General features: G+C 62.2%; 17 protein-coding genes. 9 read left to right on the top strand and 8 right to left on the bottom strand.

The window, feature by feature from the left end; genetic code table 11:
• The 4 genes from ACH2EI_RS11915 to ACH2EI_RS11930 all read right to left on the bottom strand — a co-directional run.
• Positions 1-840, bottom strand: an 840-nt coding sequence (locus ACH2EI_RS11915; RefSeq protein WP_395160152.1) for an ice-binding family protein, incomplete at its 3' end; no start/stop codon positions are given.
• A 314-nt stretch (positions 841-1,154) separates the two neighbouring features.
• A complete protein-coding gene (locus ACH2EI_RS11920; RefSeq protein ID WP_395154071.1) occupies positions 1,155-1,427 on the bottom strand; it encodes a hypothetical protein in 273 nt (90 codons plus the stop codon).
• A gap of 137 nt (positions 1,428-1,564) precedes the next feature.
• Positions 1,565-2,545, bottom strand: coding sequence for an ice-binding family protein (locus ACH2EI_RS11925; RefSeq protein ID WP_395160154.1), 981 nt, complete (start codon positions 2,543-2,545; stop codon positions 1,565-1,567).
• A gap of 267 nt (positions 2,546-2,812) precedes the next feature.
• On the bottom strand, positions 2,813-4,057 hold the full coding sequence (locus ACH2EI_RS11930; RefSeq protein ID WP_395154073.1) for an acyl-CoA dehydrogenase family protein: 1,245 nt from the start codon (positions 4,055-4,057) through the stop codon (positions 2,813-2,815).
• Positions 4,058-4,221: 164 nt separating this feature from the next.
• Between ACH2EI_RS11930 and ACH2EI_RS11935 the strand changes: the two genes are divergently transcribed.
• Positions 4,222-5,433, top strand: a complete 1,212-nt coding sequence (locus ACH2EI_RS11935) for an MFS transporter (RefSeq protein ID WP_395154074.1) — start codon at positions 4,222-4,224, stop codon at positions 5,431-5,433.
• 10 nt (positions 5,434-5,443) lie between these two features.
• Here the strand turns inward: ACH2EI_RS11935 and ACH2EI_RS11940 are convergent, their stop codons facing one another.
• Positions 5,444-5,917 carry a MaoC family dehydratase gene (locus ACH2EI_RS11940; protein ID WP_395154075.1) on the bottom strand — a complete coding sequence of 158 codons (474 nt, stop codon included), beginning with the start codon at positions 5,915-5,917 and terminating at the stop codon, positions 5,444-5,446.
• Between the two features lie 121 nt (positions 5,918-6,038).
• Between ACH2EI_RS11940 and ACH2EI_RS11945 the strand changes: the two genes are divergently transcribed.
• Both ACH2EI_RS11945 and ACH2EI_RS11950 read left to right on the top strand, forming a co-directional pair.
• Positions 6,039-7,340 carry an O-acetylhomoserine aminocarboxypropyltransferase/cysteine synthase family protein gene (locus ACH2EI_RS11945; protein ID WP_395154076.1) on the top strand — a complete coding sequence of 434 codons (1,302 nt, stop codon included), beginning with the start codon at positions 6,039-6,041 and terminating at the stop codon, positions 7,338-7,340.
• Positions 7,340-7,819 (top strand): CoA-binding protein, encoded by a 480-nt coding sequence (locus tag ACH2EI_RS11950; protein ID WP_395154077.1) that lies wholly within the window; start codon positions 7,340-7,342, stop codon positions 7,817-7,819. Before ACH2EI_RS11945 ends, ACH2EI_RS11950 begins: the two co-directional genes overlap by 1 nt.
• Before the next feature lie 29 nt (positions 7,820-7,848).
• Here ACH2EI_RS11950 and ACH2EI_RS11955 read toward each other — a convergent pair whose 3' ends face one another.
• On the bottom strand, positions 7,849-8,466 hold the full coding sequence (locus tag ACH2EI_RS11955; RefSeq protein ID WP_395154078.1) for a TrmH family RNA methyltransferase: 618 nt from the start codon (positions 8,464-8,466) through the stop codon (positions 7,849-7,851).
• 78 nt (positions 8,467-8,544) lie between these two features.
• Between ACH2EI_RS11955 and ACH2EI_RS11960 the strand changes: the two genes are divergently transcribed.
• Genes ACH2EI_RS11960 through ACH2EI_RS11970 form a run of 3 tightly spaced genes read left to right on the top strand, consistent with a single transcriptional unit; the run spans position 8,545 to position 11,164 of the window.
• A complete protein-coding gene (locus tag ACH2EI_RS11960; protein WP_395154079.1) occupies positions 8,545-9,291 on the top strand; it encodes an SDR family NAD(P)-dependent oxidoreductase in 747 nt (248 codons plus the stop codon).
• Positions 9,292-9,333: 42 nt separating this feature from the next.
• Entirely contained in the window at positions 9,334-10,704 is a 1,371-nt protein-coding gene (locus ACH2EI_RS11965; RefSeq protein ID WP_395154080.1) for a M20/M25/M40 family metallo-hydrolase, read from the top strand.
• A 43-nt stretch (positions 10,705-10,747) separates the two neighbouring features.
• Positions 10,748-11,164: a RidA family protein gene (locus ACH2EI_RS11970; RefSeq protein WP_395154081.1), complete on the top strand. Its 417-nt coding sequence runs from the start codon at positions 10,748-10,750 to the stop codon at positions 11,162-11,164.
• A gap of 15 nt (positions 11,165-11,179) precedes the next feature.
• Here ACH2EI_RS11970 and ACH2EI_RS11975 read toward each other — a convergent pair whose 3' ends face one another.
• Positions 11,180-11,617 (bottom strand): SRPBCC family protein, encoded by a 438-nt coding sequence (locus tag ACH2EI_RS11975; RefSeq protein ID WP_395154082.1) that lies wholly within the window; start codon positions 11,615-11,617, stop codon positions 11,180-11,182.
• Between the two features lie 68 nt (positions 11,618-11,685).
• Between ACH2EI_RS11975 and ACH2EI_RS11980 the strand changes: the two genes are divergently transcribed.
• Positions 11,686-12,024 (top strand): hypothetical protein, encoded by a 339-nt coding sequence (locus ACH2EI_RS11980; protein WP_395160156.1) that lies wholly within the window; start codon positions 11,686-11,688, stop codon positions 12,022-12,024.
• A 4-nt stretch (positions 12,025-12,028) separates the two neighbouring features.
• Here ACH2EI_RS11980 and ACH2EI_RS11985 read toward each other — a convergent pair whose 3' ends face one another.
• A complete protein-coding gene (locus tag ACH2EI_RS11985; protein ID WP_395154084.1) occupies positions 12,029-13,069 on the bottom strand; it encodes a proline racemase family protein in 1,041 nt (346 codons plus the stop codon).
• A 144-nt stretch (positions 13,070-13,213) separates the two neighbouring features.
• Here ACH2EI_RS11985 and ACH2EI_RS11990 point away from each other — a divergent pair, with 144 nt between their 5' ends.
• Both ACH2EI_RS11990 and ACH2EI_RS11995 read left to right on the top strand, forming a co-directional pair.
• Positions 13,214-14,542, top strand: a complete 1,329-nt coding sequence (locus ACH2EI_RS11990) for an acyl-CoA dehydrogenase family protein (RefSeq protein ID WP_395154085.1) — start codon at positions 13,214-13,216, stop codon at positions 14,540-14,542.
• 113 nt (positions 14,543-14,655) lie between these two features.
• Entirely contained in the window at positions 14,656-15,426 is a 771-nt protein-coding gene (locus ACH2EI_RS11995; RefSeq protein WP_395160158.1) for a hypothetical protein, read from the top strand.
• The last annotated feature ends 189 nt before the right edge of the window (positions 15,427-15,615 follow it).

Here is a 15,615-nt window from a genome sequence, read left to right on the forward strand (position 1 = left end):
GGCGCCGCCACAAATCAAATCGGCGATGCCACGGATCGTGGCGTTGGCGCCGATGCTGACGTAGCTCTTCGCTATCACGGTGCCGACGATGTTTGCTCCAGCGCCTACAGCGACGTAGCCGCCAGCAATGTTCCAGATCACACGGACATTTTTGCCGGGAAGTTGGTTGATGACTTTGACCTCTACACGAGCACCGAAGGTCAGGTAGCTACTGATGTTGAAGACGAACTCAGCGTCTTTGTCATCAGCATCAAGCTCGATGATGGTGTCGGCAGCGAACGTCCGCAAGCCTGCGGTCTGGTAGACGCCAGGAGAGTAGGTCACATCAGCGGCGATACTGCCGGGGACGAGAACCTGAGTCGGTGGCAAGGCCGTGAGGCCAGTTTGCCAGGATGCAGCGTCGCCCTGCTCCCCATGGATTTGCGGTGTGGGCTCGCCGCCAGAAACAGCTGCGGTTGTGGCGGCAGCGCCTCTCGTGAAGGCTGTTCCATGACGAACAACTTTGGCACCAGAACCAGCGCCGAGTGTTACGGCGGTTCCAGACCAGAGGTCGAGCGTCTCGGCACCGGCGCCGAGTGTGGTGGCGGCTACGGCCACCGTGTCGCCGTCGATCTTTGAATCCGCGCCAACAGTCAGGTACGACCCGGTCAGCACGTTGCCGTTAATTATTGAGTCTGTGCCAGCACTGACGTAGTTGTTAGCAAAGATTTGCTGACCCGCCAGGCCCAGAGGCGTTGGCGGTACTGGATGCTGCTGTGCTTGGACGCCACTCGAAGCAGCGAGCAGCGACACTGCAGCGAGCAGCGATGCGGCAACAAGAGGACGTTTGGAGAGTTTCATGTGGTGATTGTCTTTTCGTTGGGACGGACAACCTGGTGTCGTCCAAAGCTGCATGTGAGTGACATCCTGAGACCGCAACTCCACACACTCAGAGAATGAGTTTGAGGACACCCACAGACCGCCAGTTCTGTTTTCTACCTTTCAGTCTGCACATATTGTCAAGAAAATGGCAAGACAATGACGAAGTAATTTACTCAGCACTGACATTCCCACTGGTCACAAGGCCGAAGTGCGCGATCGATTTGTGCACGACTTTTCGATCTTCGGTGTGGTCGCCAAGTTTGAACGCGAGTCGACTGGTGAGCGGACCAGCGTCAACCTGTCGGCAGGCCGAGACTCGCCCGGAGCACGATCGGGGCATCGTCCAGACCTGGCCCCGGGGCGTGGCCGAGGGCGCGATCGGCGCTCGGTTGAGGACAGCCGGTGGCAGACCATCGCGGCGGAATCTCAGCCTGTAATGACAAAATGATTGTCGCAATAAACACGCCGCGGCGCAAGCCGCTTCTGCCGAGGAACGTCAAAAAATCGACGGCGACGACCCACCGATACGCCAGGACGGCGCGCACGATGGTCGCCTCAGCGTCCACGGTCACTTCGCGGCGAGCTGGAGGTTGATCCGGGTGGAGCATCGCCAGGTGGGCGGTCTTGTGTAGTTGAGCCTCTTCGGTCTCGAAGCCCTCAGGAACGATGACGGCGAGTGTTTCGACTCGCCGTCATCGACCCGCTAGCCCTTCGGGATGACAGGTGCAACGTATGGCGGCGGGGTTATGCAGCCAACGCCTGCGCCGACGGTGGCACCTGCGCCGATGGAAATGTACGAAGTTGCAGAGTAGATGGCGCCGCCGCAGATGTTGCCAGGAGCACCACTGAGCGTGGAAAGCGCTCCGGTGCTCACGTAGCCCTTGGCCAAAATAGTACCGATAATATTCGCTCCAGCGCCCAAGCTGACGTAACCGCCAGTGGCATTCCAGATCACACTGACATGGACTTTCTTACCGTCTTTTTCGTCGTTGATCACATTGATCGTCACGCCCTCACCAAATGTCAGATAGCTACTGATGTTGAAGACGAACTCGCTGTTCTGGTGGTTGGCATCGAGCGTGATAACTGTGTTTGCAGCTACCGTCAGCAACCCTGCGACTCCGTACGTGCCGGCGGTGAACGTCGTGTCGGCGGCGATATTTCCGGGGACGATTGTTGTGCCTGCGCCAAAGAGGCCAAGAAATTCTTGTGCTTTGAGAACTTCTTCTTGCCCGCTAGCGATGGCAGTGACGTTCGAATTGGCAATTCCAGACTGGTTACCGCCAGAGGTCGCCTCCTCTCCGAATGTGGTGTCGGTTCCAGACGTGACGCTGCCGGTGACGGCGGCGCCGGCACCAAGGGTGGTGGCGGTACCAGACCGAACATTGCTTGCGACGGTCGAACTCGCTCCGAGCGTGGTGGCAGTTCCGGCATTCGCGCTGCCTTTGATCGCTGCGCTCACACCAGTGGTGACATACGTTCCGGCGAGGACACTGCCGTTGATCGTTGAAGTAGCACCACCGGTGACATAGGTGCCGGCAAAAGCCTGCTGCTCCAGCATCTCCGCACTCATCAAGAATTGCACGCTGATAGGTTTTGCTTGTGAGGCCGTGACAGCAGTAGCAATCAGTGCTCCAGCCGCAAGGAGTGACACTCCGCCAAGAGCTACTTTTGAAAATTTCATGTTGTGTCCGCCCGATCTTTTGTAATACAGGATGTTGTCCCGAAGGATGAATGAGAGGTTGAAGTTCTCAAATCGTCACGTTGTGTGACGTTTTGTCCTCAGATCATCACTCTGTCCCTGCCACAGATCGTCCGTTCTGTCCCGAAGAACATCACTGTGTGCCGAGTGAGCAGCAAAAAACAAGCACTTTGACGGAACATTGACAGACAAATTGACCGTGCAGGAGGGCGAAAACCTGCATGTTCCACCGTTTTCAGGTCCACCGATTCAGTTGCGGGGGAGCGCCGACCAGGGTTGGCTGCGCTGTTCGGCCTCGCCGGGTTCCCTCGGCAAGCCGAGTACGCGCTCACCGATGATGTTGCGGTTGATCTCGTCGCTCCCCCCGGCGATCGACATCGCCGGTGTGAACATGCAGTAGGCGTAGAACTGCCTGCCCGTGGGAGTGCCGTTGCCCGACAGCATTCCGTTTGGACCCATCGCCTCGATGCCGAGGTCACGCGTGCGCCGTGAGATCTCGGCACCGATGACCTTGAGTGTCGACACTTCGGGGCCGGGTTGCCCACCCGCCTTGACCGCCGCCATCGACCGTTCGGTCGACCAGCGCGCGACCTTACGCAAGGTGTGCAACTGCATCAATCGCTGGCGCCGAACGGGGTCAGCCGCAGCATTAAATTCGTCGATGACGCCGTCGAGCAGCCTGTTGGCACCGCCGCTCATCGCGAGCGCAAATCCGTCGACGTGACCGCCAACTGCAGCAACGTAGTCGCTGACCGTTCCCCCAAGATCCGAGCCGCCGAACACGAACCCGCTGCCCGATCCGGCGTTGTCCGGGTCGCGTTCGTGCGACAACGTCGTCATCCCAATCCGCCAGCCCTCACCTTGTTCGCCAAGCCGATTGGCGTCGGAAACGCGCGCATCGGAGAGGAAGACCTCGTTGAACGCAATGTCGCCGGTCATCTCGCGCAGCGGTCGGACGTCGACACCTGGTTGATCCATGTCGATCATGAAGTACGAGATGCCCTTGTGCTTCGGCTGCTCCGGATCGGACCGGGCCATCAGAATCCCGAACTTTGCGTGCTGCGCGCCTGAGTTCCAGACCTTCTGCCCGTTGATGATCCATTCATCACCGTCAAGCACAGCGCCTGTCGCGAGGCCAGCAAGGTCGGAACCGGCACCGGGCTCGGAGAACAGTTGGCACCAGATGTCGGTCCCGCGGACGATGCCCGGCATGAATCGGTCGAGCTGCTCGGGTGTTCCGTAGGACATCAGCGTCGGGGCGACGAGGAATGTGGCGATGCCCTTGGGCGGTCCGTAGGCGCCGACGGCGACCCGCGCCCGCTCGGCCTCGCGTGCATCGCCGGTTGACAGGCCGCGTCCGCCGTACCCCTCGGGCCACTTCGGAAAGGACCAGCCAGCGGTGGCGAGTCGGTCCCACCATTCACCGAGTGGCAAATCGGGGGCCCACTGCTCTGAATACCACTGGAACGCCTCATCGAAGACCGCTGTCGCCATGTCAGGAAACTAGAGATATCGGTGGCATGCCAGCGAAGGGGACGTCGCAGCCGCCAGGCGAACGGAGAGTCGCTGCTCGGTGGCCGGTACGTTGGCCCAGTGGACCGCATAGGAGAAGATCTGCCGAGCGGCCTGGCTGTCAGGCTGTTGCTCGGTCGTTTGCATTGAGCAAGCGCGTAACGCGGATCTGGCCTGTGGTCGCGATCGGCACGATGTGTAGCGCGTTTCCCGTCTTTTTGACCGGGGCGCTCGGTGTCCAGCTCCGTGAAGACATCGGGTTGACCGCCACGCATGTCGGCCTCGCGATGGGCGCTTCGTTCGGGGTCGCCGCTGTCTTGTCTGCTCCAATGGGTCGCGTCGCCGAGCGACTCGGACCGCGCCGAGGATTCCGGGTCGGCCTGACGACATCGGTCGTGGCGATGCTCGCCGTTGCGGTGCTGGCACGGAACGTCTGGCAGTTTTGCTTGTTTCTCGGAGTTGCAGGAGCGGGCAATGCGCTCAATCAGCCGTCGGCCAACCTGATGCTCACGACACACATCGAGGGCGAACGCATGGGATTCGCCCTTGCCGCCAAGCAATCTGGAATGCCAACCGCGGCGTTGCTCGGCGGCGTCGCGGTGCCAGCCATCGCGCTCACCATCGGCTGGCAATGGGCCTACGTGGCAGGAGCGATCATGGCAGCTGGAGCGATGTTCAGCTTTCCACCCGACCGCGGCAGTCGATCTGATCTCAACACGAGAGCGAACGCCACGGGCGATCGTCGGTCAGCGCGACCCGACCTGGGCATGGCACTGCTTGTGCTCTACGCCATGGTCGGACTCCTCGGGGCGACAAGCGCCGGCACGATGGTGGGCTTCATCACGAGTGGGGCGGAGGCATCTGGGCTCGGGCCCGGCACCGCCGGCCTCGTGCTGAGCCTCGGGTCACTGGTCGGAGTGGCGAGTCGACTCATTCAGGGCTGGCAAGTCGACCGGTGGGGTGTGCTGCCAATCCAACGGCTCGTGTGGCTCTACGGGCTCGGCGGTCTGGGAATGCTTGTTCTGGCGATCGACGTACCGATCACGTACGTGCTCGCACCGATTCCGGCCTTCGCATTTGGGTGGGCGTGGCCAGGGCTGTTCAATCTGTCGGTGGTTCGCAATAACCCGTCAGCACCGGCGGCAGCGACAGGGGTCAGCCAAGTCGGCGTGTTCATCGGTGCTGCGCTCGGCCCCGCGCTCGGCGGTGCGATCATCGACAACGGCAGCTACCGGCTGCTCTGGCTCTTCGGAGCCAGCACCTTGTTGTTGGGTTCGATGTTGGCCACAGTGCTGCGTCGGCAGATTCGGCAAAATCGGGACCGCAACTTGTCACACTCCGGTCTGACCGGAGTGTGACAACCTGGTCTCAGGTGAAGACGGTGCGCCCGATCCATTCCGCGACGAGGGCGGGCTTGTCGACGCCATCGATTTCGACGGTCATCGCACGCGTCTGATCGACGGCGTTGCCCTTGATGGCGACGGCAACCGTCGCGGCCGTAGCGCGGACACGTGAACCGGTCGGGACCGGGTTGACGAAGCGCACCTTGTTCATGCCGTAGTTGACGCCCATCAGGACGCCCTCCAACTTCGGGAGGTCGGTCGGGATGCTTGCTGACAGATGGACGAGCAGGCTGAGGGTGAGGAAGCCGTGGGCGATCGTGCCGCCAAACGGTGTCTGCGCTGCGCGTTCTGGGTCGAGGTGGATGAACTGATGGTCGAGCGTTGCATCAGCAAACGCCTGGATGCGGTCTTGGTCGACAGTGAACCAGTCGCCGGCAACGGGCTCGTTCCCGATCAATGCGTTGATGGCGTCGTATGCGGCTTGTGCGTTTTCGCTCATAATGATGTCCGTTCAGGGTCGTTATTCGGTGGTGCTCGCCGACGATGTTAGGACGTGTCTCCGTTGACACCGTTCTCGGAACGTTGACATGTCGCGAGGCTCCGGCGACCAGACTGAGCTGATGACACGAGATGAGCAGTACGGCTTCCGGACGCGAGCGGTGCACGCTGGAGGGCGACCTGACCCCGCAACGGGAGCGCGCGCCGTGCCGATCTACCAGACCTCGTCCTTCGTGTTCGGCGATACCGACGAAGCAGCGAACCTCTTCGCGCTCCAAACCTACGGCAACATCTACTCGCGCATCTCCAACCCAACCGTGGCTGCGTTCGAAGAACGCATGGCCTCACTCGAAGGTGGCATCGGAGCGATCGGCACATCGAGCGGTCAGGCCGCCGAGTTCCTCACACTCGCATCTCTGTGCGGCGCAGGCGATCACATCGTGTCGAGTGCGCAGCTGTACGGCGGCACTCGCACGCTCATGGAAGTCACGCTTGGGCGCTTTGGCGTGGAGACCACCTTCGTGGCCGAACCCGAACCGGCCGCTGTAGCTGCAGCAATCACCGACAAGACGAAGTGCGTGTACGTCGAAGTGATCGCCAACCCGAGCGGAATGATCCCCGACTTCGAAGGCCTGGCCAAAGTCGCGCACGATGTCGGCGTGCCGCTGATCGTCGACTCGACCATGGCAACGCCCTTTCTCTGTCGTCCGATCGAACACGGCGCCGACATCGTCATCCACTCGGTCACCAAATTCATCGGCGGCCACGGCACGTCGATCGGCGGAGCGATCGTCGAAGCCGGAACGTTCCCATGGGACAACGGTCGATTCCCGTTGATGACCGAGCCGATGCCGAGTTACGGCGGCATCAGTTGGTGGGGAAATTTCGGCGAGTACGGCTTCCTGACCCGTGTGCGGTCGGAGCAGCTCCGCGACATCGGCGCCACGATGACGCCGTTCAACGCCTTCCTATTCCTGATGGGCATGGAAACGCTCTCGCTCCGGATGAAACAACACGTCGAGAACGCACGCATCGTCGCCGAGTTCCTCAACGCGCACCCGCTGGTGGCGTGGGTCAAGTACAGCGGACTGCCCGATTCGCCTTGGTACGAACGCTCCCAGAAGTACCTGCCGGAGGGGCCAGGTGCGGTCTTCGCCTTCGGTGTGCAGGGCGGCCGCGCTGCCGGATCGACATTCATCGAGAGCTGTCGTCTGGCCAGTCACCTCGCGAACATCGGTGACAGCCGGACGCTCGTGATCCATCCCGGTTCGACCACGCACGGTCAACTGTCCGAAGATGCACTGGAGGCAGCGGGGGTGAGCGCCGACCTGGTCCGTATCTCGGTCGGGCTCGAGGACGCCGACGACATCTGTGCCGACCTCGACCAGGCACTCAACGCAACGCAGAACCAAGGAGCGCGCTGATGGCTGCCATTCTCGAACGGATGCAGGATCGCCTTGACCTCCTGCAGCGCACTCGGTCGATTGCCATCGTTGGCATGTCGAAGAACTCGTCACGATCGAGCCACTTCGTCGCGACATACCTTGCCGGATCGACCGACTTCGACGTGTACTACGTCAACCCGCGTGAGACCGAGATCATGGGCAAATCCGTGTACGCATCGCTTGGCGACCTACCAGTCGTGCCCGACATCGTCGATGTGTTTCGACGGGTCGAAGACCTGCCCGCGGTTACCGACGAGGCAATCGCCGTTGGAGCGACGGCGTTGTGGTTCCAGCTCGGCCTCGAGCATCCAGAAGCGGCGGCCAGGGCAGTTACTGCGGGCCTCGACGTGGTGCAAAACCGCTGCTTAAAGGTGGAACACGCGAGGTTCCGTGGTGGCCTCCACTCGGCCGGCTTCAACACGGGTGTCATCGACAGTCGCCGCGCCCGCCTCGTCTAAATACCCATTCCCCCGACGACCGAGTGCATTCAGGAGTGGACATGTTGGCGGCACCATTCGTACATCGCGATGCCCGACGCCACGCCGGCATTGAGTGATCGCGTCGAACCGAATTGCGTAATCGCACAGGTCGCGTGAGCCGCAGCAAGCGCAGCTCCCGAGACGCCGGGCCCTTCCTGGCCGAAGAGCAGAACGCAGTACTTAGGCAGGGCTGTCGACTCGATCGGCACTGATGCTTCGACGTTGTCGATCGCCACGATCGGCAAGCCCGCAGAAGCGGCCCACGCGACGAAGGCCTCGACGTCAGCGTGGTGATGCAGGTGGAGGTATCGGTGCGTCGACATCGCTCCCCTCCGATCCCAACGGTGTGGCCCGATGATGTGGACCGCACGAGCGAGGAAGGCGTTGGAGTTGCGGATGACCGAACCGATGTTGAAGTCGTGCTCCCAGTTTTCGATCGCCACATGGAAGCTGTGGCGATGGTCGTCCAGGTCGGCGACGATTGCATCGACCGACCAGTAGCGGTATCGATCAAGCACGTTTCGACGGTCGCCTGCAGCCAGGAGTTCGGGGTCGAAGTGCGCCTCAGCTGGCCAGGGCTCGGGGTGCGGCCCGACGCCGACTTGGTCTGTCTGATCTGGGGCCACAGCAGAACCGTACCGAAGGGTCGGCGCATCAATGGGTGAAGTCGTTTGGCTGCGGCGCTGTCTGGCACGATCGCCGACATGGATCTGCAACTCAGCGGCAAACGCGTCATCGTCACCGGAGCAAGCAAAGGAATCGGCCTCGCCATCGTCCGAGCATTCCTCGTCGAGGGTGCTGAAGTCGCGATCTGTGCCCGAAATGCCGACGACCTCGCTGCGGCTGCAGCTGACCTGTCGTCATCGGGCACTGTGCATCACCACATCGCAGACATGGGGGTGAAAGGTGAGCCGGCCGAGTTCGTCGAGTGGGCAGCCGGCCAGATGGGCGGCCTCGACATCGTCGTGTCGAACGTGTCAGCGATGGCCGGGCCCGATTGGGAGATGTCGTGTGCGGTCGACCTGATCGGCATGGACGCACTGGTTCGCGCCAGCCTCGAGCGGATGGACGACCATGCCGGCTGCAACGTGATCTGTATCGGGTCGCGAGCTGCGAGCGTGGCGGCACCTCGCATCGCTGCCTACGCGGGGGTCAAGGCCGCAACGATCAGCGCGATGAAGACGTTGTCGCGCGAGGTCGCACGGCGTGGCATCCGCGCCAACGTTGTCTCGCCCGGCGACATCATTTTCGAAGGCGGTGTCTGGGACAAAGCGCAAGAAGAGAATGGCAAGCTCTGGCAGGCGATCGTGAAAGAGAACCCGTTCCGTCGGCTCGGTACGCCCGAAGAAGTCGCCGACGTGGTGGCATTCATCGCCAGCCCGCGCTCCAGTTTCGTGACCGGCGCGAACATCCTCGTCGACGGAGGAGCCACGTCCGGTCTGCAGATCTGATCCGAGCGGGTCGTCGCACCTGCGACGTGACAAGGTGGACGCATGCACACGTCGATCGACACCCTGACGGGGGAGACGGTTGAACTGCTTCAGCAGTTGATCCGGAACCAGTGCGTGAATGATGGTCGCCCCGAATCAGGCAACGAGCAGGTCAGTGCGACGTTGCTCCGCGACGAGATCGAAGGTCTCGGCCTCGATCACGAGTTGATCGAAACGGAACCCGGCCGCACGTCGCTCATCGCCCGTTATCCGGGCACCGACCCAGACGCACCGGCGCTCTGTCTGATGGGCCACACCGATGTCGTGCCCGTCAACGCTGACGGGTGGACGCATGATCCGTTCGGCGGTGAGCTGATCGCGTCGTCCGACGGGGTGCTCGAAGTCTGGGGCCGCGGTGCGGTCGACATGCTCAACCTGACGTCGTCAATGTTCGTCGCATTTCGTGACGTCGTACGTACCGGCACGAGGTACCCGGGCGACATCGTCTACTTCGCCGTGGCCGACGAGGAAGCCGGTGGGGTGCTCGGCGCAGCGCCGATCATCGAGCACCAGTGGGACGTCGTCAAGTGCGATTACGTCCTCACCGAGTACGGCGGTATGCCGTCGGTGAAAGACGGCGCGACCACTGTGCTGCTGACGACTGGCGAAAAACACTCGGCGGGCCGACTGCTGGTGGTGCACGGAACGCCCGGCCACGGATCGATGCCCTATGCGACCGACAACGCACTCGTCAAGGCAGCCAAGATCGTCGACCGACTCGTGAGTTCGAAGGTCGTCCCGCGCATCGATGACATGTTCACGGCGCGAGTCAAAGCGCTCGGCCTCAGCGCCGACATGGAAGCCCGGCTGACCGACCCGGCACGGATCGACGATGCGCTCGCCGAACTCCCGCCTGACCTTGCACGCAACGTGCACTCTTGCTGCCATGCCACGTACAGCCCGAACATCATGCGGTCGGGCAGCAAATCAAACACGGTGCCTGACGTTGCGAAACTCCTCATCGACATCCGGCTGTTGCCTGGCGAAACCCAAGACGATGCCGATGCCCACCTTCGTGCAGTGATTGGCCCCGACCTGCTGCCTTCGGTCGACATTGAGCACATCCGCGACGATTTGAATAACGGCACCGCCCTCTCGTCGACCGAGACCCCGATGTGGGGGGCGCTGAGCGACGCGATCCAGATGGCGTACCCGAACGCGTCGGTGCTACCGAGCCTCGTGACCGGAGCGACCGATGGACGCTTCTTCCGCCAGCGCGGCGTGCCGGCATACGGCGCCGGCCTCCTCAGTCATCACGTGACACTGCCGGAATTTCTCAGCCGATTCCACGGGCACGACGAACGGATCGATGTGGAATCGCTGCGCCTGACGACACAACTCTGGCTTGATGTTCTCGACCGCCTCTGGGTGTGACCGACCGAATACAGCGATCTCACAGCAACGACAAGGAGCATGTATGACTATTGAACTACGCAACTCTGATCGGCTGCCGGCCCCCGCCGGCTTCTCGCACGCGGCGATCGCCCCGCCGGGCCAGACGGTGTACCTGGCTGGCACGATCGGCACTGATGCTGAGGGCAATTTCGCCGACGGCCTTGCGGGTCAAACAACGCAGGCGCTGATCAATATGGTCGACGCACTCATCGGGGTCGGTGGTGGGGTCAACGACCTCGCCAAAATTGTGGTGTACGTGGTCGGTTGGAGGGAATCGATGCAGCGTGAACTGTTCGCCGGGATCGGCGCAGCCGCACAAGTCAACCCGTTGCCGCTGATCCCGATCACACTCGTGGGTGTCCAGTCGCTGTTCCTCGACGCGGCACTGGTCGAGATTGAGGGCACGGCAGTGATTGCCCCCCGTCACACCGAGGTCTGACCTCGGTGTGACAGTTCACGGGTTCAGGTAGCTCCGGAGGCCGTCTTCTGCGACTCCCGCGACTTTGACGAACAGGCTGTCGAGCTGCGCTGGACTCAGCGGTGGATTTTCTTCCAGCAGTTCAAGCCCAGCCGAGTACGTGACGGTGCAGCCGGTGTCGGTCGGCTCAATCGCGATCACGTCGTGGGCACAGAAAACCGCGTTGGCGCCTTCCATCACGAAGCGCGCTGGGCGGTCAACTTCGAGGAGTTCGTAGACAACGGGGGTGGGCTTCCCATCGAATCCCACGACAGTGACTTCGTAACGCGAGCCCACCTGGTGCCCGGCGCCGTGAACCTGGCGGGGGTTGGTTACGCCCCGATCCCACTCGTTCACACGGGTCAGGTCGACGAGACGATCGAACGCCGCCTCGGGGGAGAGCGGTGAGGTGATGTCGAACTGCTGGGTGGCCATCTGCTGAGATTGCCACACAATTGCGGCTCAACTCTTGTTCGTAGCCGGTCGATACCAAACGTATGAACATGCTGCAAAGCACATCTGTCTCGATCGGCGACGCTCCTCAACTGCACCCGGGAACAATCCTGGTGAGTGTGGCCGGCGGCGTCAAGATCCTGCGCTCACGGAACAAGCTTGATAACGGTTGGAACTGTGCCGATGGCGCAGGGATCGATGACAGCGATGCCGAGAACACCGGCCAGTGGACTGCTTATACGCCGGAACGCCTTGCCGCCGACCTTGCGATGGCGACCGAACTGCACGGTCTTGCAGGCGTGCGCGAGCTCAGTGGTGGCCTCGCCACCTGGGACGCATGCTCAGGCCGCCGTTGCGTGCTTCCCAGGATCGCCAAACTCGTTCACTGAACGCTCAGCTCGGCCAGGTGTCGCTGACGCGATATCCGAGTGGCCACGGGTCGCTCGGGTCTGTCTGGTAGGCGAACTTTCCGTATCGCCACGCTCGGCCTGTCACCAACGGCACGATTGCATCGACGGTGCCCACCTGCGTGTCGGCCGCAATCAGACCAGTGAACTGCGAACCAATCACCGATCGCATGACGAGTTGGTCTCCGACGTCCATCGTTCCCTGCGCCCGAAGGAGTGCCATCCGCGCCGACACGCCCGTGCCAGTTGGCGAGCGGTCGAGCTTGCCTGGCTCGACCACCACGGTGTTCGTCATCCGAAGCACCCCATTGGATGAGCGTTCGAGCGGACCGGCGATCTGACAGAACGAGAAGTGTGTCCAATCGATCGTCGGATGGTCAAACTGCAACTGCGAGTTCGCAGCGCGGGTGATGAGTGATCCCATCCGAGCGAGTTCTGCGCCATTTTCGGGTTCGACGTCGATGTCGAGGTCGGCGGCGTCGACCATGACGAAGCTGTCTCCACCCCACGCAGTGTCGACACGTAACTGTCCGACACCGTCAACGTTGAGAGCGACGTCGCGTAGCGCCGCGAACGCCGGGACGTTCCGGATCGTGACAGCGGTGACCTTTCCGTTGGCGCAGGTTGCCTCGACGTGGACGAGTCCGGCCGGCGCCTCGAGTGTCAGGGTCGTGGTCGGTTCGGTCATCGGAACGATCCCTGTTTCGAGAACCACCGTCGCGACACACATGGCGTTGGAGCCTGACATGAGCGGGGTGTCCATTGGTTCCATAATGATGAACCCGATGTCGGCGGCAGGGTCGATTGCCGGGACGAGCAGATTGACGTGCTTGAACACACCACCGCGCGGCTCGTTGCCGATGAGCTGCCGTAACCGGCCGTCGTTGGCAATCCAGCGTGACTGTTCGAACACCGAGTCGCCCGGGGGAGGGGCGATACCGCCGATGATGACATCGCCGACCTCGCCCTCGGCGTGGCACCCGACGACCTCGATTGGTCCGGTGACGAAGTCCATGTCGCTCAGCATCGCGACATCGTGTCAGGCCACTGGGAGGAATTGAGTGACACAAAGTGGATGCCGCCGGTGGAATGTTGCAGACTACAAGTAATCCAAGCTGCAAGTATGAGTAGCGGAAGCCAATCGAGCTGCAAGTCAATCGAGGAGAACACGATGAGCCTGACAGAAACCAAACACGATCGAACAGCGCCGTCTGACCCGGTGGGCGCAGTCAGAGCGTGGCTCGAGGAAAACTGGGACCCGGACCTCACCGTGGCGCAGTGGTGGGAGAAGCTCGGCCTTGCTGGCTGGTCGTCACCGCTGCTTCCTGTCGAGGCGTATGGCCTCGGCCTGTCCCGAGCCGACTCGGTTGCCGTGATGCGCGAGATCGACTCGTTCGGTGCGCTTGGCCCGCCCAGCGGCCTCGGATTGTTGCTGGCGGCGCCGACAATCGCGACGCACGGAACCCAAGAGCAGATCGACCTCTATGTTCGCGACATCGTCACCGGCCAACAGGCCTGGTGCCAGCTGTTCAGCGAACCTGGCGCGGGTTCCGACCTCGCCGGACTGAGCACGCGAGCCGAACGTGATGGCGATGAGTGGATCATCAACGGTCAGAAGGTCTGGACCTCCCTCGGTCAGACAGCTGACATGGGCATGCTGATCGCACGCACCAACGTCGACGTCCCGAAGCATCAGGGCATCAGCTGGATGGCGATCGACATGCATCAACCTGAGGTCGAAATTCGCCCGCTGTACGAGATGACCGGGCACGCGATGTTCAACGAGGTGTTCCTCACCGACGCCCGAGTCCCGGTCGACGCCGTGATCGGCGATGTGAACAACGGTTGGGCCGCCACGAACACCACCCTGCAGGCCGAACGCGCTGGCCTCGGCTCAGGTGGCTCGGGTGGAGCAGCGGGCGGTGCGCCGGGAACCATCGCCGGCCAACTTGACCGTCGCGCCGGAGATCTCGTCAAGCCGAGGGACCCAAAGAAGAACGTCCGTCAGGCCACGGCGGCGACTCGCCCGAACAGGTCGGTGCTGTTTGACTTCGCCAAGAGCTCGGGAAAGATCAACGACCCTCACGTCCGCCAAGACCTGATGCGTCTCCACACGATGACCGTCATCGGTGGCCTCAACGCACAGCGCCTGAAGGCGATGCGTCAGCAAGGAAACGATATCCCCGGCATGGCCAACATCTCGAAGCTGCAGATGAGCGACATGGTGCGCCTCACTCGCGACCTGGGTCTCGGAATTATCGGAGCGAGCGGCATGCTGCACGCGTACACCGACGCGCAGCGCGAGTCACTCAATGAGGCAACGGGCAACCCGCTGCTCGGCATGGTCACCGGTTCTGCGCTCTATGCGCAGGCGCCACCGATCTACGGGGGCACCGATCAGATCCAGAGGAATATCATTGGTGAGCGAGTGCTCGGCTTGCCGAAGGAACCGAACCAAGACAAGGTTCTGCCCTTCTCCGAGCTCCCAAAGAACATCTGAACCGATCACCAACATCTGACGTTTCACCGCTTTCGTTCGACCGTGACGACCTGCTTTCAACGCACGAGTACGCCGCACCTCATGCGGTCGCGGGCCGCAACCTGCACGGCGGCATGCTCGTTGACGGGTCGTATCAGCCGCCACGTGCGCTTGGCCGAGTCGCGGCCATGGACGCATGGGGAGCAGCGCTCACCGAGCGAGGCGGGGCACTGTTCCCGGCGTCAGCTGCACTGCTGGCTGGCGACCGCTTGCCGAACATCGAACAGCAGGTGGTGCTGGTCCGCAACGGACTCGACGTTCGGTTCTGGAACACGCTGACCATCGTCGGGAAGATCGAAGCTCGGGGCGCCTTCATTGCGCTGGTCCCGGTCCCGGACCTGCAGGCAGTCATCGTGGAGGACATCTCCGGGATGGCGATTGATCGCCTCGCCACAGGCCTGCTCAAAGCACATAGTATCGATGAAGGCGGCATCCCTGACCAAGGGATCGGAGGCCACGACGAGATGTGGTTTGCCGCACGCGATCTGGCATTCGGGCCCGAGGCGTATCCCGACGTCGAACCACAGCCGGGCCTCGCTCGCGAAGACGTGACTCGCTACCTCCCCGAAGTCTCGGAGGAGATCGAGCAGATCCTGTCGTTCATTGCCAACGTGCTGATCATCGAGTTCCGAGCCGAGATCGGGTTCGCTGAGACTCAGGCCGTCCTGACCACACCTGGGCTCTTCGGAGAACGTGCAGCCGACGCTGCGCTCGGCGCCGAGATTGTGGGCCGCATCCGCACCGATGAGGAGATCCACGTCCGGTCGCTCAGCCTCCATCTCGGTGAGCTCAGTAACGTCACGTTTCGCACGCTCGAGGGCGGCACCATCGCCGGATCCAAATGAGTCGACCGATTCTGGGACGGCATGGTCGAGTGGGCAACAGTCATCAAGCCAGCAAGCGATGGCGAGAATGCTCGCGCCGATCTGTTGGCCTTCATCGACACGCATCCGCACCGAATTCGACGCAGCCGCCGACTGATACACCGGCGCCCCCGCCGTTTTCATGAGCTTGTTGCAGTCACTGACTGCAAC

Source organism: Ilumatobacter sp. (genome assembly GCF_041688325.1).
GTDB lineage: Bacteria > Actinomycetota > Acidimicrobiia > Acidimicrobiales > Ilumatobacteraceae > Ilumatobacter_A.

Bases quoted from the DNA above. Each gene is read 5' to 3' on its own strand.
- ACH2EI_RS11925 (WP_395160154.1), bottom strand. From the start codon at position 2,545: ATGAAATTTTCAAAAGTAGCTCTTGGCGGAGTGTCACTCCTTGCGGCT.
- ACH2EI_RS11930 (WP_395154073.1), bottom strand. From the start codon at position 4,057: ATGGCGACAGCGGTCTTCGATGAGGCGTTCCAGTGGTATTCAGAGCAG.
- ACH2EI_RS11940 (WP_395154075.1), bottom strand. From the start codon at position 5,917: ATGAGCGAAAACGCACAAGCCGCATACGACGCCATCAACGCATTGATC.
- ACH2EI_RS11945 (WP_395154076.1), top strand. From the start codon at position 6,039: ATGACACGAGATGAGCAGTACGGCTTCCGGACGCGAGCGGTGCACGCT.
- ACH2EI_RS11950 (WP_395154077.1), top strand. From the start codon at position 7,340: ATGGCTGCCATTCTCGAACGGATGCAGGATCGCCTTGACCTCCTGCAG.
- ACH2EI_RS11960 (WP_395154079.1), top strand. From the start codon at position 8,545: ATGGATCTGCAACTCAGCGGCAAACGCGTCATCGTCACCGGAGCAAGC.
- ACH2EI_RS11965 (WP_395154080.1), top strand. From the start codon at position 9,334: ATGCACACGTCGATCGACACCCTGACGGGGGAGACGGTTGAACTGCTT.
- ACH2EI_RS11970 (WP_395154081.1), top strand. From the start codon at position 10,748: ATGACTATTGAACTACGCAACTCTGATCGGCTGCCGGCCCCCGCCGGC.
- ACH2EI_RS11975 (WP_395154082.1), bottom strand. From the start codon at position 11,617: ATGGCCACCCAGCAGTTCGACATCACCTCACCGCTCTCCCCCGAGGCG.
- ACH2EI_RS11980 (WP_395160156.1), top strand. From the start codon at position 11,686: ATGCTGCAAAGCACATCTGTCTCGATCGGCGACGCTCCTCAACTGCAC.
- ACH2EI_RS11985 (WP_395154084.1), bottom strand. From the start codon at position 13,069: ATGCTGAGCGACATGGACTTCGTCACCGGACCAATCGAGGTCGTCGGG.
- ACH2EI_RS11990 (WP_395154085.1), top strand. From the start codon at position 13,214: ATGAGCCTGACAGAAACCAAACACGATCGAACAGCGCCGTCTGACCCG.
- ACH2EI_RS11995 (WP_395160158.1), top strand. From the start codon at position 14,656: ATGCTCGTTGACGGGTCGTATCAGCCGCCACGTGCGCTTGGCCGAGTC.